The sequence below is a fragment of the Pseudomonas sp. A014 genome, assembly GCF_052378495.1.
GTDB lineage: Bacteria > Pseudomonadota > Gammaproteobacteria > Pseudomonadales > Pseudomonadaceae > Aquipseudomonas > Aquipseudomonas machongensis.
Map to the genome: position 1 here is coordinate 258,663 of NZ_CP199001.1, position 24,062 is coordinate 282,724.

The 24,062-nt window shown below is 63.8% G+C and carries 21 protein-coding genes; 8 read left to right on the top strand and 13 right to left on the bottom strand.

The features are described from left to right. Positions 1–150 precede the first annotated feature (150 nt). Entirely contained in the window at positions 151–2,046 is a 1,896-nt protein-coding gene (gene dibA, locus ACTYOL_RS01255) for a phosphodiesterase DibA (RefSeq protein WP_063542190.1), read from the top strand. Positions 2,047–2,061: 15 nt separating this feature from the next. Here the strand turns inward: dibA and ACTYOL_RS01260 are convergent, their stop codons facing one another. From ACTYOL_RS01260 to tcyJ, 9 genes are all read right to left on the bottom strand, one after another. Beyond that, positions 2,062–2,706, bottom strand: coding sequence for a methionine ABC transporter permease (locus ACTYOL_RS01260; RefSeq protein ID WP_153772482.1), 645 nt, complete (start codon positions 2,704–2,706; stop codon positions 2,062–2,064). Beyond that, positions 2,696–3,805 (bottom strand): methionine ABC transporter ATP-binding protein, encoded by a 1,110-nt coding sequence (locus ACTYOL_RS01265; protein ID WP_444757435.1) that lies wholly within the window; start codon positions 3,803–3,805, stop codon positions 2,696–2,698. The genes ACTYOL_RS01260 and ACTYOL_RS01265 overlap by 11 nt, the downstream gene beginning before the upstream one ends. A gap of 1 nt (position 3,806) precedes the next feature. Next, positions 3,807–4,607, bottom strand: a complete 801-nt coding sequence (locus ACTYOL_RS01270) for a MetQ/NlpA family ABC transporter substrate-binding protein (RefSeq protein ID WP_065864446.1) — start codon at positions 4,605–4,607, stop codon at positions 3,807–3,809. After that, positions 4,600–5,988 (bottom strand): LLM class flavin-dependent oxidoreductase, encoded by a 1,389-nt coding sequence (locus tag ACTYOL_RS01275; protein WP_444757436.1) that lies wholly within the window; start codon positions 5,986–5,988, stop codon positions 4,600–4,602. Before ACTYOL_RS01275 ends, ACTYOL_RS01270 begins: the two co-directional genes overlap by 8 nt. Next, the gene (locus ACTYOL_RS01280; RefSeq protein ID WP_444757437.1) at positions 5,988–7,169 is read right to left on the bottom strand and encodes an SfnB family sulfur acquisition oxidoreductase; all 1,182 of its coding nucleotides are present in this window, start codon (positions 7,167–7,169) and stop codon (positions 5,988–5,990) included. Before ACTYOL_RS01280 ends, ACTYOL_RS01275 begins: the two co-directional genes overlap by 1 nt. Positions 7,170–7,261: 92 nt before the next feature. Next, entirely contained in the window at positions 7,262–8,503 is a 1,242-nt protein-coding gene (locus ACTYOL_RS01285; RefSeq protein WP_153772479.1) for an SfnB family sulfur acquisition oxidoreductase, read from the bottom strand. A gap of 330 nt (positions 8,504–8,833) precedes the next feature. Continuing rightward, a complete protein-coding gene (tcyN, locus tag ACTYOL_RS01290) occupies positions 8,834–9,595 on the bottom strand; it encodes an L-cystine ABC transporter ATP-binding protein TcyN (RefSeq protein ID WP_444757438.1) in 762 nt (253 codons plus the stop codon). A gap of 2 nt (positions 9,596–9,597) precedes the next feature. After that, positions 9,598–10,266 (bottom strand): cystine ABC transporter permease, encoded by a 669-nt coding sequence (gene tcyL, locus ACTYOL_RS01295; RefSeq protein WP_054891654.1) that lies wholly within the window; start codon positions 10,264–10,266, stop codon positions 9,598–9,600. Beyond that, positions 10,263–11,057, bottom strand: coding sequence for a cystine ABC transporter substrate-binding protein (gene tcyJ, locus ACTYOL_RS01300; protein WP_054891655.1), 795 nt, complete (start codon positions 11,055–11,057; stop codon positions 10,263–10,265). The genes tcyL and tcyJ overlap by 4 nt, the downstream gene beginning before the upstream one ends. Positions 11,058–11,340: 283 nt before the next feature. On the opposite strand from tcyJ, the gene epsC reads away from it, so the two are divergent. Together epsC and betT are read left to right on the top strand one after the other, a co-directional pair. Then, a complete protein-coding gene (gene epsC / locus ACTYOL_RS01305; protein ID WP_444757439.1) occupies positions 11,341–12,279 on the top strand; it encodes a serine O-acetyltransferase EpsC in 939 nt (312 codons plus the stop codon). Between the two features lie 312 nt (positions 12,280–12,591). Further along, the gene (betT, locus tag ACTYOL_RS01310) at positions 12,592–14,553 is read left to right on the top strand and encodes a choline BCCT transporter BetT (protein WP_197889820.1); all 1,962 of its coding nucleotides are present in this window, start codon (positions 12,592–12,594) and stop codon (positions 14,551–14,553) included. Positions 14,554–14,685: 132 nt separating this feature from the next. Here betT and tauD read toward each other — a convergent pair whose 3' ends face one another. The 4 genes from tauD to tauA form a co-directional block, all read right to left on the bottom strand. Beyond that, positions 14,686–15,519 (bottom strand): taurine dioxygenase, encoded by an 834-nt coding sequence (gene tauD / locus ACTYOL_RS01315; protein WP_153772477.1) that lies wholly within the window; start codon positions 15,517–15,519, stop codon positions 14,686–14,688. Positions 15,520–15,642: 123 nt separating this feature from the next. Continuing rightward, entirely contained in the window at positions 15,643–16,482 is an 840-nt protein-coding gene (gene tauC / locus ACTYOL_RS01320; protein ID WP_153772476.1) for a taurine ABC transporter permease TauC, read from the bottom strand. Beyond that, entirely contained in the window at positions 16,479–17,270 is a 792-nt protein-coding gene (gene tauB / locus ACTYOL_RS01325) for a taurine ABC transporter ATP-binding subunit (RefSeq protein ID WP_054891660.1), read from the bottom strand. Before tauB ends, tauC begins: the two co-directional genes overlap by 4 nt. Before the next feature lie 58 nt (positions 17,271–17,328). Continuing rightward, positions 17,329–18,300 (bottom strand): taurine ABC transporter substrate-binding protein, encoded by a 972-nt coding sequence (gene tauA, locus ACTYOL_RS01330; protein ID WP_153772475.1) that lies wholly within the window; start codon positions 18,298–18,300, stop codon positions 17,329–17,331. A gap of 484 nt (positions 18,301–18,784) precedes the next feature. On the opposite strand from tauA, the gene ACTYOL_RS01335 reads away from it, so the two are divergent. From ACTYOL_RS01335 to ssuD, 5 genes are all read left to right on the top strand, one after another. Then, positions 18,785–20,137, top strand: coding sequence for an OprD family porin (locus tag ACTYOL_RS01335; protein ID WP_054891662.1), 1,353 nt, complete (start codon positions 18,785–18,787; stop codon positions 20,135–20,137). A 165-nt stretch (positions 20,138–20,302) separates the two neighbouring features. After that, a complete protein-coding gene (locus tag ACTYOL_RS01340; RefSeq protein ID WP_054891663.1) occupies positions 20,303–20,941 on the top strand; it encodes a peroxiredoxin in 639 nt (212 codons plus the stop codon). Positions 20,942–21,194: 253 nt separating this feature from the next. Continuing rightward, on the top strand, positions 21,195–21,788 hold the full coding sequence (gene ssuE / locus ACTYOL_RS01345; RefSeq protein ID WP_444757440.1) for an NADPH-dependent FMN reductase: 594 nt from the start codon (positions 21,195–21,197) through the stop codon (positions 21,786–21,788). A 95-nt stretch (positions 21,789–21,883) separates the two neighbouring features. Further along, positions 21,884–22,849 (top strand): sulfonate ABC transporter substrate-binding protein, encoded by a 966-nt coding sequence (locus ACTYOL_RS01350; protein WP_414154621.1) that lies wholly within the window; start codon positions 21,884–21,886, stop codon positions 22,847–22,849. Positions 22,850–22,909: 60 nt separating this feature from the next. Continuing rightward, entirely contained in the window at positions 22,910–24,058 is a 1,149-nt protein-coding gene (gene ssuD / locus ACTYOL_RS01355; protein ID WP_112897126.1) for an FMNH2-dependent alkanesulfonate monooxygenase, read from the top strand. The last annotated feature ends 4 nt before the right edge of the window (positions 24,059–24,062 follow it).

The window sequence follows — 24,062 nt, forward strand, 5'->3', positions numbered from 1 at the left end:
CACCTTGCCGTCGGCGAGGGGGTCGCCAAGGCAGGCTGGACGGGCCAGGGCGGCGGGAACCGCGACTTATTTATGAGCCGGGATTTAAAGTCACGGCATGTTTCAACCTTTATACTGCGCCATTATTTTCCATGGACTGATGCACCCGACATGTCTGTTTCTGTTCGCGACGCCTTGCGCATGGCTGCGCTCTACGTTGTGTTGTCGTTCCTCTGGCTGGTGCTGTCGGAGTGGGTGCTGCGTGGCATGACCGACAACGACCTGGCGCTGACCGTCGGGCGGCAGATCAACGTGGTGGTCTGGGTGCTGCTCAGCGCCTTGCTGATCTTCGTGTCACGGGCCCGGCTGCTCAACTTCATCGGCGTGGGTGCGCGTCTGCGCAGCGAGGATCGCGAACGCCTGCGCATGGCGGCAGCGGTCTTCGACAGCACCTTGGAAGGTGTACTGGTGACCGATCGCAACGGCCTGATCGTGCATGTGAACCGCGCCTTCATGCGCATCACCGGTTATCACCAGGACGAAGTGCTGGGCCAGCGCCCGAGCAAGTTCAAGTCGGGACGCCATGGGGCGCCTTTCTACCAGCAGATCTACGCGACCTTGGCCGAAAAAGGCGAGTGGAGCGGGGAAATCTGGAATCGCCGCAAGAGTGGCGAGATCTATCCGCAATGGCAGACGATCTGCGCGATTCGCGACGACAGCGGTGAGCTGAGCCACTACGTTGCGGTGTTCAGCGACATCAGTGCGATCAAGCATTCCGAGCAAGAGCTGGCCTACCTCGCCCATCACGACCCCTTGACCGGCCTGCCCAACCGCCTGCTGTTCAGCGACCGTGCCGAGCAGGCGTTGGCGGCGGCGCAGGCGAACAAGCGTGGCTGCGCCTTGCTGCTGCTCGACCTCGACCACTTCCAGAGCATCAACGACAGCCTGGGGCACACCATTGGCGACCAGTTGCTCAAGCTGGTGGGCGAGCGTTTGCAGGAGCAGCTGGGTAGCGGCGTGACCCTGGCGCGCCTGGGCGGCGACGAGTTCGCGGTACTGCTCGAGGGGTGCCAGCAGGTCGCCCAGGCGGCGACCACTGCACAGGGCATCCTCGAACGCCTTCGCCAGCCGTTCGCGTTCGAAGGGCAGCAGCTGTTCATCGGTGCGAGCATCGGTATCAGCCTGTTCCCCAGCGACGCGCTGAGCGCCGAGCAACTGTTGCGCAATGCCGACTCGGCGCTGTTCAAGGCCAAGAGCAATGGTCGCGCCTGCTATGCGCTGTACACCGAAGAACTTACCGCCCACGCCCAGCATCGCGTCGAGACCGCCGGTGAACTGCGCCGGGCCCTGGCCCAGGAAGAGCTGCGCGTGTTCTACCAGCCGGTGCACGACCTGTTCACCGGGAGCATGGTCGGGGTCGAGGCGCTGGTGCGCTGGCAGCATCCCGAGCGCGGCCTGGTGCCGCCGGGCGAGTTCATCCCGATCGCCGAGCGCACCGGGCTGATCGTCGATATCGATGCCTGGGTGCTGCGCCAGGCCTGTCGGCAGATGGTGCAGTGGCAAGCCGAGGGGCGAGTGCTGGACTTCGTCGCGGTGAACCTGTCGAGTCGCCTGTTCGGCCAGCGTGGCCTGTATCGGCAAGTGGCCGAGGTGCTGGACGAGACCGGCCTGGACCCGGCGCTGCTGGAGCTGGAAGTGACCGAGAGTGCGGTGATGGAGGACCCGGAGGTGGCGCTGGAGCAGTTGCACCGTCTGCGCGAACTGGGCTTGCGCCTGGCGATCGACGATTTCGGCACCGGCTATTCGTCACTGTTGCGGCTCAAGCGCCTGCCGGTGCAGAAGCTGAAGATCGACCAGGGCTTCGTCGCCGGATTGCCCAATGACGAAGACGACATCGCCATCGTGCGGGTGATCATCGCCCTGGCGCGGAGCATGGGTATGCAGGTGCATGCCGAGGGGATCGAGCAGGCCGAGCAGGCGCGACTGCTGCTGGAGCAGCAGTGCGACCTGGGGCAGGGCTACTGGTTCGGACGGCCCGTGGCGGCCGAGAACCTGCGCTGGTCGTAGGAACTCGATTTCAGCTCAGCGCTTGTTCAAGCCTTTGGCCAACCGATCTCCGCCCAACTGGATCACCGCCACCAAGGCCACCAGCATGACGATCACCGTCAGCATGATCTGGCTGTCGAAGCGTTGGTACCCATAGCGGTAGGCGATATCGCCCAGACCGCCGGCACCGATCGCGCCGGCCATGGCCGAGGAGTTGATCATGGTCACCAGGGTGATGGTGAAGCCGCCGACGATCCCTGGCAGCGCTTCGGGCAGCAGCACATGCCAGATGATGTGCCAGCGTCGGCAGCCCATGGCCTGCGCCGCTTCGATCAGGCCTTGGTCGACCTCGCGCAGGCTGACTTCGGCGATTCGGGCGAAGAATGGCGTGGCAGCGATGGTCAACGGCACCACCGCCGCCCAGACGCCATAGGTGGTACCGACGATCAGCCGGGTAAACGGGATCAGTGCCACCATCAGGATCAGGAAGGGGATCGAGCGGAACAGGTTGACGAAGGCGCCGAGCACGCGGTTGAGCAGCGGCGCTTCGTAGATGCCGCCCTTGCCGCTGGTGACCAGCAGCACCGCCATCGGAATCCCCACCAGCAGCGCGATCAACGAAGACACCCCCACCATCAGCAGGGTATCGATCAGGCCTTGCAGCAGGCGTTCAGTCCACATAACCCAGTACCTCCACATCAGCAGCCCAGCGCCGGGCGCGTTCGAGCAGTTGATGAGCGCCGAGCGCCGAGCCGCGCACGGCCAGGACCAGTTGGCCCAAGGCGTGCTCGCCAATGGTCTCGACACCCCCCTGGAGCAGGCGCACACGGCCACCGAGATCAGTGAACAATGCCGACAACTCCGGCTCGCCAACCAGTTGCAGGCGCAACACCACGGCAGCGTCCTGGCTGACCGGTTGAGCTCGCAAACTGGCCTGCAAGGCTGCGGGCAGCTTGGTCTGCAAGGGGGCGAGCAAGGTGCGGGTCACTTCGTGGCGCGGCGCGCCGAATACCTGCCAGACCTCGCCCTGCTCGACTACTTCGCCACGTTCGAGCACCACCACGCGCTGGCAGATGTCGCGGATCACCGCCATCTCGTGAGTGATCAGTACGATGGTCAGGCCAAGGCGCTGGTTGATATCGCGCAGCAGGTCGAGGATCGAGGCGGTGGTTTCAGGGTCCAGTGCCGAGGTCGCTTCGTCGCACAACAGGATCTGCGGATCGTGCACCAGCGCGCGGGCGATGCCGACACGCTGCTTCTGACCGCCGGACAACTGCGCCGGATAGACATGGTGTTTCTGTTCCAGGCCTACCAGCTCCAGCAACTCGCGCACTTTACGCTGACGCTCGGCCTTGGCCACGCCGGCGACCTTCAAGGGGAGCTCGACGTTCTGCCACACGGTCTTGGCCGACATCAGGTTGAAGTGCTGGAAGATCATGCCGATGCGTCGGCGCAGCGACACCAGGCGATCCTCGTCGAACGGAGCGATGTCGACCTGGTCGATCAGCACGCGCCCTTCGCTGGGTTGCTCCAGGCGGTTGATGGTGCGCAGCAGTGACGACTTGCCGGCGCCGCTGCGGCCGATGATGCCGAAGATCTCGCCGCGGCGGATGTTCAGGTCGATGCCGTGCAGGGCAGGGTGAGCTTGCCCGGGGTAGGTCTTGCCCAACCCGATGAAGCGTACATGGGCCTCGTTCACCTCCGGGCGCAATACCTGCTCGCGCGCCGGGGCCGGCGTGGCGTGGGGGACGGGCGCCCTGAGGGCGCTGGCGCTACTCATCTCAGCCCTCCCAGCCGGCCTGGTACAGGCTGCCGTGGGCCTTGTTCAGGGCTTCACGCACGGCCGGCGAATGCTGGTAGATATCGACGAACTTGGCCAGGCGCGGGTCGTCCTTGCTTTGCGGGCGGATCACGAACTGGATCACGTACTCCTTGTTCTCCAGGCCGTCGAACAGCAACGCCGAGGTGGCATCGAAGCTGTTGGCCAGGCGAATGTAGGCCGGGTAGCCCTGCACCAGGTCGGCATCGTCGTAGGCCCGCACCAGTTGCACGGCCTCGACCTGAAGAATCTTGAGCTTCTTCGGGTTGGCGACGATGTCATCTTCGGTGGCCTTGTAACCCACGCCAGGCTTGAGCGTGATCAGCCCGGCCTTGGCCAGCAACTGCAGGCCGCGCCCGCTGTTGATCGGGTCGTTGGCGATGGCCACGCTGGCGCCTTCGGGCAGTTCGGCGAAGCTCTTGTACTTCTTCGAATACAGGCCGACGTTATTGATGATCCCCGGTGCATAGGGCACCAGGTTGAAGCCTGCTGCGGCCTTGGCGTTTTCCAGGAAAGGAATGTGCTGGAAGTAGTTCACGTCGATGTCGCCGCTGTTGAGGCTGACGTTGGGGGCGATCCAGTCGCTGAACTCGATCAGCTTCACCTCCAGGCCTTGCTTGTGCGCTTCTGCCACGGCCGCTTCGAGCGGAATGGCGAAGGCGGCCGTGGTACCGATCTTCAGGGGTTCGGCTGCCAGCGCGGCGCCGGCAAGGCCCAGGGACAGCAGGGCGGCCGCGACGGGCCGATAGAGTTTCTCAAGCATGATGCGCGGCTCCGGTGGGGGCGTTGGTCGGGGTGCGGTAGGTGCTGCCGGGATGGTCGGCGGGCAGATGTGCGCTGGGGCTGGCGAACAGCTTCTGGCGCAGGCTGCCCTCGGCGTAGGCGGTCTTGTAGCGGCCTCGGCGTTGCAGTTCGGGGACCACCAGGTCGATGAAGTCTTCGTAGCTTTCCGGGGTGACGGTGCGTGCCAGGTTGAAGCCGTCCAGGCCGGTCTCGTCGATCCAGCCGATCAGTTGCTCGGCGACCTGGTCAGGCGCACCGACCAGGGTCACGTAGCGTCCGCCCAGGGCGTGTTGTTCCAGCAGGCGGCGGCGGGTCCAGGCGTTGTCCTGCAAGAGCTTGGTGGCGGACTGGATCGCATTGCCCTGGCCTGCGTTGATCGGCTCGTCGAGGTCGAAGGCGGCGAAGTCGATGCCGGTGGAGGCGGCAAAGTGCGCCACACCGGCTTCGGCGCTGGCGTGGCGCAAATACTCGGCGTGCTTGGCGCGGGCCTGCTCCTCGGTCGGTGCGACGATCACGGTGATGCCCATGAACACCTTGATCGCCTGAGGGTCGCGGCCGGCGGCGAGGGCGGCTGCGCGCACCTTGTCGACCTGGGCACGGGTGCCTGAGTGGGTCTGGCCGCCGATGAACACGCACTCGGCGTGGCTGCCGGCAAATGCCAGGCCGCGTGCCGAGCTGCCCGCCTGGAACAGCACCGGTGTGCGCTGCGGCGAGGGTTCGCACAGGTGATAGCCCTCGACCTTGTAGAACTCGCCTCGGTGCTCGACCTTGCGCACTTTGTCGGGCCGGGCATAGACGCGCTGCTTGCGGTCTTCGACCACGGCATCGTCCGCCCAACTGCCTTCGAGCAGCTTGTACAGCACCTGCAGGTATTCGTCGGCCTGGTCGTAGCGCCGGTCGTGCTCGGGCTGTTGTTCCAGGCCCATGGCACGGGCCGCGCTGTCGAGGTAGCCGGTGACGATGTTCCAGCCGACCCTGCCCTTGCTCAGGTGGTCGAGGGTCGAGAGCCTGCGGGCGAACAGATACGGCGGCTCGTAGGTGAGGTTGGCGGTCAGGCCGAACCCCAGGTTGCGGGTCACCGCGGCCATGGCCGAGACCAGCAGCAGCGGGTCGTTGACCGGCAGCTGGATCGACTCCTTGAGCGTGACGTCGACCGAGTCGCCGTAGATGTCGTAGGTGCCGACGATGTCGGCGATGAACAGCCCGTCGAACAGCCCGCGCTCCAGCAGGCGCGCGAGGTCGGTCCAGTACTCGATATCCTTGTAGCGGGTCGAGGTGTCGCGCGGATGGGTCCACAGGCCGTGGTTGATATGGCCAATGCAGTTCATGTTGAAAGCGTTGAGCAGGATCTGCTTGCTCATCAGATGGTCCCTCGCAGCGGTGGGTTTTCGCCGTTGAGGTAGTAGTTGCCGATGGCGTGGTACTTCCAGCGCACCGGGTCGTGCAGGGTGTGGACCCGGGCGTTGCGCCAGTGGCGGTCGAGGTTGTGTTCGGCCAGGGTGGCGCGGCTGCCGGCCAGCTCGAACAGAGTGCTGCCGGCGGCCAGGGAAATCTCGGTGCTGATCGCGCGGGCCTCGGCGACGGCGATGGAGGCGGCGGCCACGCTGCTGGCGTTGCTGTCGCGCTGGGCCTGGTCGAGGATTTCGCCGGCCCGCTCAAGCAGTGCTTCGGCGGCATGCAGGCGGATGCTCAGGCGACCGAAGCTGTTGAGTGTCAGTGGATCGGCCGAGGCCTGGTCGACACCTGCGTCGATCCATGGGCGGCTGTGGTTGCGCACGAAGTGCAGGGCGTCTTCGACGGCGGCGCGAGCGATGCCGGTGTCGATGGCGGCGTGGAGAATCTGGGCCAATGGGCCGACTGTGGTCGGGCGTTCGAACGCGGCCTGGAAGGGCACCAGGTCGGTAGCCTCGACACGGACATTGTCGAACAGCACCGAACCGCTGCCGGTGGTGCGCTGGCCGAAGCCGCTCCAGTCGTCGATCACCTGCACACCGGGGCTGTCGGCGGGTACGAACGCCAGTTGCTGCACGCCCTCGTCATCGACCACCGAGGTGGGGATGCGCTGGGCGTAGATCGCGCCGGTGGCGTAGAACTTGCGGCCGTTGATGCGGTAGCCGCCGCCGTCGCGGGTCAGGCGGGTAGTACGGTCGCTGGAGGTCCTGGTGCCGAGTTCGGCCAGGGCGTTACCGAAGCGCTTGCCGGCCAGCACCTCGGCGTAGAGACGCTGTTGCTGTTCGAGGTTGCCGTTCACGCGCAGCACTTCGAGGGCGTAGAAGTGGTTCTGCGGAATCTGCCCGAGCGAGGCGTCGGCCTGGGCGATGCGGGCGATGACCTTGGCCAGGGTGACGTTCGATACTTCGGCGCCGCCGAAGGCCTTGGGTACGCTGATCGCCCACAGGCCGGAGCGGGTGAACAGTTCCAGTTCGGCGTGCGGCAGACGGCGCTCACGGTCGCGCAGGGCGCTGTCGCGGTGCAGTTGCCGGGCGATGTCTTCAGCGACGGCCAGGGCTTGGGCGTCGCTGGTGATCACGGATGTGGTCATGTTGTTCTCCGGGGCGTTTCGCGGGCAAGCCCGCTCCTACAGAGGATCGCGATCACCTGTAGGAGCGGGCTTGCCCGCGAAAGGCCCTCAAGTCAAATCCAGGAATGCCGCGCAGGCAGCGTGCCGTTGAGGTAGTAGGCGCCGACCGCGTGGTACTTCCAGCGCACCGGATCGTGCAGCGTGTGCACCCGGGCGTTGCGCCAGTGGCGGTCGAGGTTGAATTCGGCGAGGGTGGCGCGGCTGCCGGCGAGCTCGAGCAGCTTCTCGCTGGCCTGCAGCGAAATCTCGGTGGTGAGCACCTTGGCCTCGGCAACGGCAATCGAGGCGCGCGCCGCAGCAGCGGCATCGATAGGCGTTGCATTGACTTCATCCAGCACCTGCGCGGCCTTGCGTAGCAGGGCTTCGGCGGCATGCAACTCGAGCTTGAGGCGGCCGATGTCGGCGATCACATAGAGGTCGTCACTGGCACGCTCGACCTTGGCATCGATCCACGGCCGCGACTTGTCACGCACAAAGGCGATGGCGTCGTCGATGGCCGCTTCGGCGATCCCGGCGTCGATGGCAGCCTGAATCAGTTGCGAGACCGCGCCCTGGATATTGGGCTGGTCGGCCTGGCGCCAGTTGTCGATCACCAGGTCCGCGTCCACCGGCACCTGGTCGAGCAGCACCGTGCCGCTGGCGGTGGTGCGCTGGCCGAAGCCGGACCAGTCGTCGACGATGCGCAGCCCAGGGCTGCCACGGCGTACGAAGGCCAGGCGCTGGCGACCTTCGTCGTCCAGGGCCTTGACCGCCACCCAGTGGGCGAACAGGGCGCCGGTGGAGTAGAACTTCTCGCCGCTGATGCGGTAGGTGTCGCCGTCGCGGGTGATGCGGGCCTTGAGGGTCAAGGTGTCTTTGGTGCTGCGTTCGGGGCCGGCATTGCCGATGCGCCAGCCGTCCAGCACCGAGCGGAAGATCAGCGCCTGCTGCGCCTCGCTGGCGGTCAGGCGCAGCAGTTGCAACAGGCCGAACTGATTCTGCGGGATCTGCCCCAACGCCGGGTCGGCGGCGCTGATCAGGCGAAAGACTTCGGCGATGGTCGCGAACGACACATCCGGGCCGCCATGGGCCTTGGGCACGCTGATGCTGCCAAGCCCCGAGCGGGTGAACAGCTCGATCTCGGCCCACGGCAGCTTGCGTTGCTGGTCGCGGCGCGAGGCCTGCTGGCGCGCGACTTCGGCCAGTTCGCGGGCCGCTTGCAGGGCCTCGGCGTCATTGCGCAACACCTTGGCCGGCAGCAGCAGGGGCGAGCTGTCGATATCGCTGTGGAATTGGGTATTGGGTTGGCTGGACATCAGTGCCGCTCCTTGGCTGCACTCAATGCCCTGGCGTTACGCACTGGGGTGATTGTGTTCCTGACCATTCCTGAACCTCACGAAGTAGATGCGTCGCTACAGCTGGTCGCGACGGATGTGTGCGGGTCCGGTGGTCCGGTCTATATACCTTATGTGCTTATAAAAAGTTTATGAACTAACTCTTTGGAATATGAATAGAAGAGAGGCATTTGTCTGAGGTGCCGGACTCTTCGCGGGCAAGGCCCACACCCACAGAGAACCGCACAGGCTTCATCGCCGGTGCGGCTCCTGTGGAAGCGGGACTTGCCCGCGAAGATCCAGCCGAGCTTTTCAGTCTTGCGAAGCAGTGGTCCCGAGGAACTTGCGCAGGAACTGCCGGGTGCGTTCTTCCTTCGGATTGGCGAACAGCGCCTTGGCCTCGCCCTGCTCGACGATCACGCCCTTGTCGAAGAAGATCACCCGGTTCGCCACATCACGTGCAAAGCTCATCTCGTGGGTGACGATGATCATGGTGCGTTTCTCTTCGGCCAGGCCGCGGATGGTCGCTAGCACTTCGCCGACCAGCTCGGGGTCGAGCGCGGAGGTCGGTTCGTCGAAGAGGATCACTTCAGGCTCCATCGCCAGGGCACGGGCGATGGCCACGCGCTGCTGCTGGCCGCCGGAAAGGCGCCGTGGATAGGCGTCTTCCTTGCCGGCCAGGCCGACCTTGGCGAGCAGCTTGCGGCCCAGTTCCAGGGCCTGGTCGCGCGGGGTCTTCTTGACGATCACCGGCCCTTCGATGACGTTCTCCAGGGCGGTGCGGTGCGGGAACAGGTTGAAGTTCTGGAACACGAACCCGGCCTGCTGGCGCAGACGGCGGATCGCGCTCTGCTGGCCGCCGAGCGGGCGGTCGGCGTCGATGTCGATATCGCCGATGCGGATTTTCCCGGCATCGGGTGTTTCCAGCAGGTTCAGACAGCGCAGGAAGGTGGTCTTGCCCGAGCCGCTGGGGCCGATGATGGCGACGACTTCACCGGCCTCGACTGTCAGGTCGATGCTCTTGAGCACGGTCTGGCCCTTGAACTGCTTGGTCAGGCCTTCTACTACGATCATCTTCAGTGCTCCTGGTCATGCTGGTTGACCCGCGCTTCCATGCGGTTCTGGAAGTGCGCCAGGATACTGCAGAGAATCCAGTAGATGACGGCCACGGCCAGGTACATGGTGAAGACTTCGAAGGTCCGTGCGGTGATCAACTGCGCCTGGCGGAACAGCTCTGGCACCTGGATGGTCGCCGCCAGGGCGGTATCCTTGACCAGCGAGATGAAGCTGTTGCCCAGCGGCGGCAAGGCGGTGCGCATGGCCTGGGGCAGGATCGCCCGGCGCATGGCCTGGGTACGGGTCATGCCGATGCTGGCTGCGGCTTCCCACTGGCCGCGGTCGATCGAGGAGATCGCCGCGCGCAGGATTTCGCAGATGTACGCCGCCATGTTCAGCGACAGGCCGATCAGCGAGGCGGGGATCGGATCGAGTTCGATGCCGATCTGTGGCATGCCGAAGTAGATCACGAACAGTTGCACCAGCAGCGGCGTGCCGCGGAAGAACGACACGTAGATCCGCGCCAGCCAGTCCAGCGGCAGGATCTTCGACAGGCGCATCAGTGCCAGGGCAAAGCCCAGCACCAGGCCGAAGAACATGCCGCCGACACTGAGCAGTACCGTGTAACCCGCGCCCTTGAGCAGGAAGGGCGTAGAGTCGATAACGAGTTGCAGGCTTTCAGAGATCATTTGGTGACGTCGGCACCGAAGTATTTCTCGGACAGCTTGGCCAGGGTGCCGTCAGCCTTGAGCTTGTCCAGCGCCTTGTTCACTGCTGCGAGCAGCTCAGGTTCGCCCTTGCGCAGGGCAACGCCGCTTTCCAGGCGCGAGAAGGCTTCGCCGGCAAGTTGAGTGTCCTTGGCCTTCTGTGCGTATTCCAGGGCGGCCAGGCGGTCGATCAGGATGGCGTCGATACGGCCGTTGCGCAGGTCGGCGAACTTGCTCGGATCGTCTTCATAGGTACGCACGTCCGCCTTGGGTACGTCCTGCTTGACCCATTGCTCGTAGTTGGTGCCCAGGCCCACGCCGACCTTCTTGCCCGCCAGGTCCTGCGCGGTCTTGATGTTCAGCTGCTCGGCCTTCTTCTTCAGGATCAGCGCCTGGATGCCGGAGATGGTGTAGGGCTCGGAAAAGTCATACTTCTTCTTGCGCTCTTCGGAGATGGTGACCTGGTTGATCACCACGTCCAGGCGCTTGGATTCCAGCGCGGCGAGGATGCCGTCCCACTTGGTTGGCTGGACCTTGGCCTTGACGCCCAGCTCCTTGGCCAGCAGTTCGGAGAGTTCCACTTCGAAACCGGTCAGCTTGCCGTTTTCGTCGACGAAGCTGAAGGGTGGGTAGGTGCCTTCCAGGCCGACGTTGATCACGCCTTTTTCCTGGATGGTCTTGAGCTGCTCACCCGCAAAGGCGTGACTGAACAGGCCGGTGCCCAGCAGGATGGCCAGGCTGGCATTGAGAAGTGGTTTGGTGAATTTGGTCATGGCTGTCCCCGCGCTTTGTTTTAAGTAGTGGGTGGCGACTATAGGGTGGGCTGTATAGCTCAGGAAATAATAAAAAATTATCTATTATTCCTTTCTGTTATTTCGTCCCTGAAGGGCAGTTTTGAGGGTAGCCGTGAACCGGGTCCCCGTCATCGCTGCTTATGCCCGACTTAGTGCAGGATGGAATAAAGCGTTGTTTTTTCCAAGGGAAGAATTTGCCGTAGAGTAATTCCTACAAGTGGCGGCTCTACCTACCGACACCGTCGCAAGCCAGGAGAACACCGTGAGCGAACATCCATCGACCGGCCATTGGCAATTGCCGGGCATCGTCAGCGAACTGCGCCAGGCACGTGACCAGTGGCGCAGTCGCAATGGCCGTTGCAGCAACAAGCAGGGCGGGCGCGAACTGCCCTCGCGCGAGGCGATGCGCGAGATCCTCGAGCAATTATGTGGAGCGTTGTTTCCCATGCGCCTGGGGCCTGTGGACCTGCGTGAGGAGGGCGAGGATTTCTATGTCGGCCACACCCTGGATGCGGCGCTGACCGCACTGCTCGACCAGGCGCGCCTGGAACTGCGCTACGCCGCGCGGCACGGCAATACCGAGGTCGAGCCCAAGGACGTCGATGCCCACGCACTGGGTCTGATCCAAGGCTTTGCCAAAGCGCTGCCGGGGTTGCGTGTATTGCTCGACACCGACGTGCTGGCGGCCTACCACGGCGACCCCGCAGCGCGCAGCGTCGACGAGGTGTTGCTGTGCTATCCCGGCATCCTGGCGATCATCCACCATCGCCTGGCGCATCACCTATACCAGGCCGGGCTGCCGCTGCTGGCGCGAATCAGCTCGGAGCTGGCGCATTCGGCCACCGGCATCGACATTCACCCCGGCGCACAGATCGGCCAGAGCTTCTTCATCGACCACGGCACGGGCGTGGTCATCGGCGAGACAGCGATCATCGGCGAGCGCGTGCGTATCTACCAGGCCGTGACCCTTGGTGCCAAGCGCTTCCCATCGGACGAGTCGGGCACCTTGCACAAGGGCCTGGCGCGCCACCCGATCGTCGAGGATGACGTGGTCATCTATGCCGGTGCGACCATTCTGGGGCGCATCACCATCGGCAAGGGTTCGACCATTGGCGGCAATGTTTGGCTGACTCGCAGCGTGCCGGCCGAGAGCAACATCACCCAGGCGAACCTGCAACTCGATTGCCAGAACAAACAGTGAGGTAGGCCCGGCGGGCCCTATCGCGGGACAAGTCCGCTCCCACAGAGTGGAGCGGGCTTGTCCCGCGATAGGGCCGGAACTGCTGGCAAAGAGCAAAGGTCAATTGGTCGCCCGCCAGCGACCACAGGTCGCATTGAAATCCGATCCATGTTTAACTTGAACGCTTGTTCAAATTAAAACGCTGGTCCGCTGCCGGTGTTCAACAGGAGGATTCCCTTTGCTGAACCCGTTCAATACGAGCCTTTTCACTGCTGTAGAGGTGCCCGTTTCATGAGTGCACCGACGCCTTCCCTTGCCAATGGCAAGATCCGCATGAACCCCCCGGTGTTCTACTTCGCGGCAAGTTTCATCCTCATTTTCGGCCTGGTGGTCATCGCCAACCCGCAAGCGGCGGGCGACTGGTTGCTGGCTGCACAGAACTGGGCGGCCAACACGGTCGGCTGGTACTACATGCTGGCCATGACCCTGTACCTGGTGTTCGTGGTAGTCACTGCGGTGTCCGGCTACGGCAAGATCAAGCTCGGCGCCGACCATGACGAGCCCGAGTTCAGCTACCTGTCCTGGGCCGGCATGCTGTTCGCTGCCGGCATCAGCATCACGTTGTTCTTCTTCTGCGTCTCCGAGCCCCTGACCCACATGCTCCAGCCGCCCCAGGGCGAGGCGGGCACGGCCGAGGCCGGGCGCCAGGCGATGCAGATCCTGTTCCTGCACTGGGGGCTGCATGGTTGGGGCGTGTTCGCCTTCGTCGGCATGGCCCTGGCGTATTTCGCCTACCGCCACAACCTGCCATTGGCATTGCGCTCGGCGCTGTACCCGCTGATCGGCAAACGCATCAACGGGCCGATCGGCTACGCAGTGGACGGCTTCGGCATCATCGCCACGGTGTTCGGCCTGGGTGCGGACATGGGCTTTGGCGTGCTGCACCTCAACGCCGGCCTCGACTACCTGTTCGGCATCGACCACAGCCAGTGGGTGCAGGTGCTGCTGATCGCCCTGATGATGGGGGCAGCGGTGGCCGTTGCAGTTGCCGGGGTGGAGAAGGGCGTGCGGGTGATGAGCGACATCAACCTGTTCCTGGCCTGCGCGCTGCTGTTGTTCGTGCTCTTCGCCGGCCCCACGCAGCACCTGTTCAACACCCTGATCCAGAACCTTGGCGACTACCTCGGCGCCCTGCCGCGCAAGAGTTTCGACGTGTATGCCTATGGCGAGAATCGCGAGTGGCTGGGCGGCTGGACGGTGTTCTACTGGGCCTGGTGGATCGCCTGGGCGCCCTTCGTCGGGCTGTTCATCGCGCGCATCTCGCGTGGCCGCACCATTCGCGAATTCGTCTTCGGCGTGCTGCTGATCCCGCTGGGCTTCACCCTCGCGTGGATGTCGATCTTCGGCAACAGTGCGCTGGACCAGGTGATCAACCACGGCATGACCGCGCTGGGTCAGTCGGCGTTGGACAACCCGTCGATGAGCCTGTACCTGCTGCTGGAGACCTATCCATGGAGCAAGACGGTGATTGCCGTCACCGTGTTCATCAGCTTCGTGTTCTTCGTCACATCCGCCGACTCCGGCACCGTGGTGCTGTCGACGCTTTCTGCCAAAGGCGGCGACGCTGACGAGGACGGGCCGAACTGGCTGCGGATCTTCTGGGGCGCGATGACTGCGCTGGTCACCAGCGGCTTGCTGTTCGCTGGCAGCATTGATTCGCTGAAGTCGGCGGTGGTGCTGACGTCGCTGCCATTCTCGCTGATCTTGCTGTGCATGATGTGGGGCTTGCACAAGGCGTTCTACCTGGAGAGCCAGCGGCAGATCGCGCAGATGCACTCGCTGGCACCGTTCGCCCAGTCCCGCCGCGGACGCGGTGGCTGGCGCCAGCGCTTGAGTCAGGCCGTGCACTTCCCATCACGCGACGAGGTGTATCGCTTCATGGATGACGTGGTGCGCCCGGCGATTGCCGACGTGACCGAGGTCTTCGAGCAGAAGGGCCTGGCGCTGATCACCCAGGACGACCCGAGCCATGACAACGTCAGCCTGAAGATCGGCCACGGCGAGGAGCAGCCGTTCATCTACCAGGTGCAGATGCGTGGCTACTTCACGCCGTCGTTCGCGTTGGGTGGGCTGGGTACGCAGGAGCTGAAGAACCGCCGCTACTACCGCGCCGAGGTGCACCTGGCCGAAGGCAGCCAGAACTATGATCTGGTCGGCTACAGCAAGGAGCAGATCATCAACGACATCCTCGACCAGTACGAGCGGCACATGCAGTTCCTGCACCTGGTCAGGTAACGCGCGGCGCTTCCATTCGCGGGCAAGTCGGAGCGCCGAACCGCCGCTCCCACAGGTGCAACACAGTTGCTGACGACTGTGGTGCACCTGTGGGAGCGGCGGTTCGGCGCTCCGACTTGCCCGCGAATGGTTTCAGAACGGTGCGTCGCCGAGAATCGTCGCCCGGTGCATCACCCGCCGCTGCGGCCGGTAGTCGTCCACCGCGTAATGCTGGGTCACGCGGTTGTCCCAGAACGCCACGTCATTCTCCTGCCAACGCCAGCGAATGCTGAATTCCGGCCGTGTGGCATGGGCGAACAGCAGCTTGAGCAGCGCCTCGCTCTCGTGGTCGGCAAGCTCGTTGATCCGCGTGGTGAACCCTTCGTTGACGAACAACGCCTTGCGCCCGCTCACCGGATGGGTGCGCACCACCGGGTGCGACAGCGGTGGGTTGTTGCGGCGGGTGGCTTCCCAGCGCTCCAGGTCCTGCGCAGTGGTACCGAAGCGCTCGAGCGGGAACGACTTGGTGAAGTCGTGGGTGGCCGTGAGGCCGTCGAGCAGGGTGCGCAGGGGCGCCGACAAGGCTTCGAACGCAGCGATGCCGCTGGCCCACAAGGTGTCACCGCCGTAGGCGGGCAGTTGCTTGGCGCTGAGCACCGCGCCCAGTGCCGGGGTCGGCAGGAAGGTAACGTCGGTGTGCCAGACCGCGTTGTCGCGCACGTCGGTGACTGCGGTGTCGAGAATCAGCACCTGCGGGGTTTCCGGCACGTTGGGATAGATCGGATGGATGTGCAGGTCGCCGAAGCGCGCAGCGAAGCGAGCCTGCTGGGCGGGGTCGATCGATTGTTCGCGGAAGAACAGCACCTGGTGCTCGAGCAGCGCCTGCTCGATGGCGTCGCGCTGTGCATCGGTGATGTCGCGGGACAGGTCGACGCCGCTGATCTGCGCGCCGAGGGCCGGGCTGAGGGGGGTGATGGTCAGGCTCATGTCGGTCTCGAATGGGGGCGGTTGGCGGTGTCGTTGCGGGCCTTATCGCGGGGCAAGCCCGCTCCTGCAGGTAGCTCTGTGAACTTGTAGGAGCGGGCTTGCCCCGTGATGAGGCCGGAAAGGTCAGTGACTTTGTCCATGCCAAGGCACGAGGCGGCGCTGCAGGACGCGCAGGCCCATCTCCAGGGCAAAGGCGATCAGCGCGATCAGCAAGATGCCCAGCACCACCACATCGGTGACCAGGAACTGCGCGGCTGACTGGACCATGAAGCCCAGGCCGCTGGTAGCGGCGATCAGTTCGGCGGCGACCAGGGTCGACCAGCCGACCCCGAGGCCGATGCGAATGCCGGTGAGGATGTCGGGCAAGGCGCTGGGCAGGATCACATGGCGAATCAGTTGTACCTTGCTCGCTCCCAGCGACTGCGCGGCGCGCAGCTTGGCCGGGTCGACGGTGCGCACGCCGGTGGCGGTGGCGATGGCGATCGGGGCGAAGATCGCCAGGTAGATCAGCAGCACCTTCGACAACTCGCCGATCCCGCACCAGATCACGATCAGCGGCAGGTACGCCAGTGGCGGGATCGGCCGGTAGAACTCGATCAGTGGATCGAGGATGCCGCGGGCCACGCGGTTGTAGCCGATGGCGATGCCGACCGGAATCGCGGTCAGGGTTGCCGCCAGCAACGCCACGCCAATACGGCCCAGGCTCGCGCCCAGGTGCTGCCAGAGGCTGGCGTCCATATAGCCTTGGGTCAGCAGCACCCAAGCCTTGGCCAGGATGTCGCCGGGGGCGGGCAGGAACAGTGGCTCGACCCAGCCGACAGCGGTCACCAGCCACCAGATCAGCAGCAGGCTACCCAGGGTCAGGGCGCTGATCCAACGGGTCGGCAGCGGGCGGCGGGCCTTGATCGCCGATGCGGTGCGGGTGTCGGTTTTGCCGGCGACCGGCAGGTCCAGGCTGCTCATGCGGACTCCTCGCGGCGGGCGGCACGTTGGGAAAAGACTCGCGACAGCACATGCTCGCGGGTTTCGATGAAACGTGGATCGGACTTGATCGCCCGCGCCGGTTCGCCCGCGGCATAACGCTGGCCGAAGTCCAGTTGCAGGCGCTCGACCACGCGGCCCGGATTCGGTGCCAGCAACACCAGTTCGCTGGCCAGGAACACGGCTTCCTCGATGTCGTGGGTGATCAGGAACACCGGCTTTGCGGTGCGCTGCCAGACCTGCAGCAGCAACTCTTGCATCTGCTCGCGGGTGAAGGCATCGAGGGCGCCGAAGGGTTCGTCCATCAACAGTACGCGTGGGTCGGCAGCCAGGGCGCGGGCCAGGCCCACGCGTTGTTTCTGTCCGCCTGAAAGCTGCCAGATGCGCCGGTCGCCGAACCCGGCCAGATCGACCAGTGCCAGCATCTCACGCGCCTTGGCTTCACGCTGTGCGCGAGGTACGCCGGCCAGCTCCAGGCCGAAAGCGACATTGCCGAGCACGTCCTGCCAGGGCAGCAGGGCGTCATCCTGAAACACCACGCCGCGGTCGGCGCCTGGGCCTTGCACGGGCGCACCGTCAAGGGTGATGCGCCCGCCGCTGGGGGCGACGAAGCCGGCGATGAGATTGAGCAGCGAGGTCTTGCCGCTGCCGGAGGGCCCGAGGGCGACCAGCAGTTGGCGTGGCCCCAGCGTCAGGTTGATGTCATCCAGCACCGGGGTGGTGGCGCCGGGGTACTGTGCGCTGATGCGCTCCAGCTCGAGCAAGGCCATGATGGGCTCCGGTTCGGGGCGCAGGGCGCCCCTGGGTTCGATCGGTTGGGCAGGTGCTTCAGTTGGGCAGGAACTTGGCCGTTACGTACGGCGAGTAATCCGGCAGCACTGCCTCGACCTTGCCCTGCTCCTTGAGGAAGGTCGCGGTGTCGGTCAGTGCCTGGGTGGTAGGCGCGCCCAGTGCCGCGGTCTGGTCGGCGGCCAACGGGTAGACGTTGCCCTCCAGCAGGCCCGGGATATCGCCGGTCTTGGCGCCGGACAGCTTGGCGAGCTTGCTCACGTTGTCTGGATTGGCCAACCAGGCTTTCGGGTCCTTGCGGTAGTCGGCGTAGGCGTCAAGGGTGACCTTGGCGAACGACTTGACGATCTCCGGGTGCTTCTCGGCGAAGTCCTTGCGCACGATCCAGGCATCGAAAGTCGGGGCGCCTTTCTTTGCCAGTTCGCCAGAAGTGATCAGCACCTTGCCGTTTTCCTTGGCCACGCCCAGCGCTGGGTCCCAGACGTAGGTGGCGTCGATGTCGCCGCGTTTCCAGGCGGCGATGATCGCCGGTGGCGCGAGGTTGAGGATCTGCACCTTGGCCGGGTCGATGTTCCAGCTCTTGAGTGCCGCCAGCAGGCTGTAATGCCCGGTGGAGACGAAGGGCACGGCGACTTTCTTGCCGATCAGGTCCTGTGGACTCTTGATGCTGTCGCGGGCGACCAGTGCTTCACCGGCACCGATCTGGGTGGCGATGAGGAAGGTTTCCACCGGCACCTTGCGGGTGGTCGCGGCAGCCAGCGGGCTGGAGCCCAGGTAGCCGATCTGCACGTCGCCGGAGGCGACGGCGGCGATGATGTCGGCACCGTTGTCGAATTTGCGCCAGTCGATGCTGGCGTGGCTGGCTTTTTCGTAGCTGCCATCGGCCTGGGCCACCTTGGCCGGGTCCACGGTGGTCTGGTAGGCCACGGTCAGGTCGGCGGCCTGGGCGAACCAGCTGGCGCTGGCCAGGGTCAGCGCGGCGAACAGGCGCAGGGGGGCGTGGGGGATCATGATCGAACCTCTCGTCAGGCATCGGGTGATGAATGACGCGAAGACTAAATGATCTAAGAATTACAAAATAAATAACTTTTCAGAATTAGCTTAGGAGACAAAACGCTTAGTAACGGGCGCCGCCAGAAGAAGGGTTGTGAAATTTTTGTGAAAGACTACGCTTTCACAACTTTTCACGGAGCGCCCTCTGGCAAAGGGGTGCAGATAACCGGAAGCTATGAGCGAAGGACGTGCATACACCAAATGACGCTTAAGGTTCCGTAGTTATTCCGGAAAAATCTGACGATTTCATAAAACGGTCATTTTGGATTTATAGGATTGTCATTATCCTGTAGCGCAGGTGCATTAGACCAAAGTCGTGAAATCTCTGGTAACGATTGACTTACCAGTCACACTTTGGTGCTAAATCGCTTACCCGTGGCGAGGGGGGCAGCAGATCCCCCCGCCTTGAGAATACAAAAATTAGAATGTAGAGGAGCAAAGCATGTACAAGTCTAGCCTGGCTCTGGCCGTGGCACTGGGGGTTCTCGCCCAACAAGCGGGCGCCGCTGGCTTCATCGAAGACAGCAAGGTATCCATCAGCTCGCGCACCATGTACTTCAACAACGACGACCATGAAGTTCGCACGAACGCTCAGGGTCGTAACGGTGACCAGCGCGAAACCGCCCAAGGTTTCAAGCTCGACTACCTGTCCGGCTTCACCCAAGGCACCGTTGGTTTCGGTGTCGACGTTCAAGCTCTCTGGGGTATCCACCTCGATGGCGGCCGTGGCCGTCACCCGGATAACAACACCTTCTTCCCAAGCGACAGCGACGGCTCTGCCGTGAGCCAGTGGGCTCGCATCGGTGGTAACGCCAAGGCTCGCTTCTCCAAGACCGAAGTCCACTACGGCAGCGCCCTGGCGCCAAACCTGCCGATCCTGGTCTCCAACGACGGTCGTCTGCTGCCGCAAACCTTCGAGGGCGGTACCGTCCAGTCGAAGGAAATCGACAACGTTACCCTCAACGCGGGTCAGCTGACCCACGCCATGGGTCGTGCCTCGAGCAACCGCACCGGCCTGTCCGTTGGCGGCGCTTACCGCGACAGCAACAAGTTCCAGTTCGCCGGCGGCGACTGGAAGGTCACCAAAGACCTGACCCTGCAGTACTACTACTCGAACCTGGAAGACTTCTACAAGCAGCACTTCCTGGGTCTGACCCACGTCTACCAGATCGCCAACGATCAGTCGTTCAAGACCGACCTGCGCTGGTTCAAGAGCAGCAGCGACGGCAAGAACGGCGAAGCCGGCTACACCTTCAACAACAACGGTGGCTACGCCAAGAACGCAGGCGAGGTCGACAACAAGACCTGGTCCGCGATGTTCACCTACACCATCGGCGGCCACGCAATCATGCTGGGTCACCAACAGGTTGGCGACGACGGCGGTTTCGTCTGGCTGAACCAGGGTAACGTGCGCAAGGACGGCAGCACCTCGCCGCTGGAAGGCAACGGTGGCTCGAGCTTCTACCTGTTCACCGACAGCATGATCAACCAGTTCGCCCGTGCTGGCGAGAACACCACTTTCGGTCAGTACTCCTATGACTTCGCACGTCTGGGCGTACCGGGCCTGAAGGCATCCGTGGCCTACCTGCGCGGTGATGACATCAAGAACGCCCGCACCAGCGGCACCTACAGCGAGTGGGAACGCGACGCGCGTATCGACTACGTACTGCAGGAAGGCACCCTCAAGGGCCTGGGCGTCAGCCTGCGTCACGGCACCTACCGTGGTGGCGGCGAGAGCATCAACGATGCCGATCAGACTCGTCTGATCTTCAACTACACTTACAACTTCATGTAAGTCGTAGCTGCAACGAAAGAGCCTCGCCTGGTGCGAGGCTTTTTTGTGCCTGCGAATCCGTATTCTTTCCGGTTATAAATAAATCAGTATTTATTCTTTTTGTTTTTAATCGGAAGCAGGCACATTGAATCCCACAAGGCCAGACACAGCACAGGAGCCGCTTCCATGAGCCTCAAACTCGGCGACATCGCCCCCGACTTCGAACAGGATTCCAGCGCCGGCAAGATCCGTTTCCATGAGTGGCTGGGCAACAGCTGGGGCGTGCTGTTCTCCCACCCGGCCGACTTTACCCCGGTGTGCACCACCGAACTGGGCCTGACCGCCAAGCTCAAGGATGAGTTCGCCAAGCGCGGCGTCAAGGCTATCGCACTGTCGGTGGACCCGGTCGACTCGCACCACAAGTGGATCGATGACATCAACGAGACCCAGAACACCGTGGTCAACTTCCCGATCATCGCCGATGCCGATCGCAAGGTGTCCGACCTGTACGACCTGATCCACCCCAACGCCAACGACACGCTCACCGTACGCTCGCTGTTCGTGATCGACCCGAACAAGAAGGTACGCCTGACCATCACCTATCCAGCCAGCACCGGGCGCAACTTCAACGAGATCCTGCGGGTGATCGATTCGTTGCAGCTGACCGACAACTACAAGGTCGCCACCCCGGGTAACTGGCAGGACGGCGACGAGGTAGTGATCGTGCCTTCGCTGAAGGATGAGGACGAGATCAAGCAGCGCTTCCCGAAAGGTTATCGGGCAGTCAAACCCTATCTGCGCCTCACCCCGCAACCCAATCGTTGAATCCTCGTTGCATTGTTCTTAGCCATAGCAGGGATTTCGGGCCGTTTCGACGGCCCTTTTTTATGCCTGCTCTTCGTGCGGGCAGGCTTGCCCGTGAAGCGAATGAGAGGGCGCGCTTCAGGGTGAAAAGCTATATCTCCATAACGAATAAACAAATGAAAAAATATGATTTCTAGATATATGTGGCGAGCTGCTAATGTCGGAGTCATTCACAGGGGCCACACCCCGGAACCGAATTGAAGGAAGCGCTGCAATGCTGGTTGTTTCGATAGGTGGTAGCCCCAGTACCCGTTCACGCTCCGGCGTGCTGCTCGAGCGTTCGCGCCAGTGGTTGCAGGATCGTGGTGTGGAGGTGGTGACCTTCCAGGTGCGCGAGTTTACGGCAGAGGACCTGCTCCACGCACGTTTCGACAGCCCGCAGGTGCAGCACTTCCAGCAACTGGTAGCCCAGGCTGATGGGCTGGTGGTGTCGACCCCGGTGTACAAGGCATCGTTCGCCGGGGCCCTGAAGACGTTGCTCGACCTGCTGCCCGAGCGCGCGCTGGAACACAAGGTGGTCCTGCCGATCGCGACCGGCGGCAGCATCGCCCACATGCTGGCGGTGGATTACGCATTGAAGCCTGTGCTGTCGGCACTCAAGGCGCAGGAGACCCTTCAAGGGATCTTCGCCGACGACAGCCAGGTCGCTTACGCCGAAGGCAATCGCCCGGCACAGTTGGCCGAGGCCCTGGAGGCCCGCCTGCTGGACTCGCTGGAAACCTTCCACAGTGCCCTGGCGCGTCGGCCCAAGCCGGTCGCTCCAGGTGTACTCAACGAACGCCTGATCAGTGCTCGCTGGAGCATCTGAACGACCCCGCACATGCGTCACCGTTTTTCCACCTTACTCGCCCGACAACGAGGCAAGCAGGTGCAACCCGAACCTCATTCGCACAGGAGAGCGCCATGCGCACAGTCTTCTTGCGTCGTGGTCTGGTCGCCCTGTTTGCGGCGGCTGTGTCCTTCGGCGCCATCACCCAAGCCCAGGCCGAGAGCCTGCGCATCGGTTACCAGAAATACGGCACCCTGGTGCTGCTCAAGGCCAAGGGCTCGCTGGAAAAGCGCCTCAAGGAACAGGGCATCGACGTGCAGTGGACCGAGTTCCCCGGTGGCCCGCAGCTGCTCGAAGGGCTGAACGTCGGCTCGATCGATTTCGGTGTCACCGGCGAAACGCCACCCGTCTTCGCCCAGGCCGCCGGTGCCGACCTGCTCTACGTGGCCTATGAGCCGCCTGCGCCGCACAGCGAGGCGATCCTCGTGCCCAAGGGCTCGACGATCCAGTCGGTGAAGGAGCTCAAAGGCAAGAAAGTCGCGCTGAACAAAGGCTCCAACGTGCACTACCTGCTGGTCCGCGCCCTTGAGGACGCCGGCCTGAAATACAGCGACATCCAGCCCGTGTACCTGCCGCCTGCCGATGCCCGCGCCGCCTTCGAGCGTGGCAGCGTCGATGCCTGGGTGATCTGGGACCCGTACCAGGCTGCCGCCGAACAGCAGTTGCAGGCCCGTACCCTGCGTGATGGCAAGGACCTGGTCGACAACCACCAGTTCTACCTGGCCACCCGCAGCTACGCGACCCAGCACCCGGCGGTGATCAGCGCCCTGATCGACGAGGTGCGCGCCGTGGGTGAGTGGTCCCAGGCCAACCCGCAGCAAGTGACCGACCAGGTCGCGCCGCTGCTCGGCCTGCCGGCCGACATCACCCTGACCTCGGTCAAGCGCCAGGGCTACGGCGCTGCGCCGCTGACGCCCGAAGTGATCGCCGCGCAACAGAAGATCGCCGACACCTTCCAGGCTCTGAAGCTGATTCCCAAGCCCTTGAGCATCAAGGACGTGATCTGGACCCCACCGGCCAAGGTCGCCAGCGCACCTTGAACGATTCGCCTGCGCCGCAGCATCGCTGCGGCTTGAGCCACCCTTGAGGAGACAACTCCAATGAGCCTTAACATTTTCTGGTTCCTCCCCACCCACGGTGACGGCAAGTACCTGGGTACCACCGAAGGCGCACGCGCCGTCGATCACGGCTACCTGACCCAGGTCGCCCAGGCGGCCGACCGCCTGGGTTTCGGTGGTGTGCTGATCCCTACCGGTCGCTCCTGCGAGGACTCCTGGCTGGTCGCGGCGTCACTGATTCCGGTGACCCAGAACCTGAAGTTCCTGGTTGCGCTGCGCCCGGGCATCATTTCGCCGACCGTGGCCGCTCGCCAGGCAGCGACCCTGGATCGCCTGTCCAATGGCCGTGCGCTGTTCAACCTGGTGACCGGTGGCGATCCGGACGAGCTGGCCGGTGATGGTCTGCACCTGAACCACCAGGAGCGCTACGAAGCTTCGGTCGAGTTCACCCGCATCTGGCGCAAGGTGCTGGAAGGCGAAGTGGTCGACTATGACGGCAAGCACATCCAGGTGAAGGGCGCCAAGCTGCTCTATCCGCCGATCCAGCAGCCGCGTCCGCCGCTGTATTTCGGCGGTTCGTCCGAGGCCGCACAGGATCTGGCCGCCGAGCAGGTCGAGCTGTACCTGACCTGGGGTGAACCACCGGCTGCCGTTGCGGAGAAGATCGCCGCAGTGCGCGAGAAAGCCGCTGCGCAAGGCCGCGAGGTGCGCTTCGGTATCCGCTTGCACGTGATCGTGCGGGAAACCAACGAAGAAGCCTGGGCTGCCGCCGATCGCCTGATTTCGCACCTGGACGACGACACCATCGCACGCGCCCAGGCTTCGCTGGCGCGCTTCGATTCGGTTGGCCAGCAACGTATGGCCGCCCTGCACAACGGCAACCGCGACAAGCTCGAAGTCAGCCCCAACCTGTGGGCGGGCGTCGGCCTGGTGCGAGGCGGCGCCGGTACCGCACTGGTGGGCGATGGCCCGACGGTCGCGGCACGCGTCAAGGAATACGCCGACCTGGGCATCGATACCTTCATCTTCTCCGGTTACCCACATCTGGAAGAGTCCTATCGCGTCGCCGAGCTGCTGTTCCCGCACCTGGACGTGCAGCGCCCGGAGCAGGCCAAGACCGGGGGCTATGTGAGCCCGTTCGGTGAAATGGTCGCCAACGACATCCTGCCCAAGTCCGTGTCGCAGAGCTGAGGGT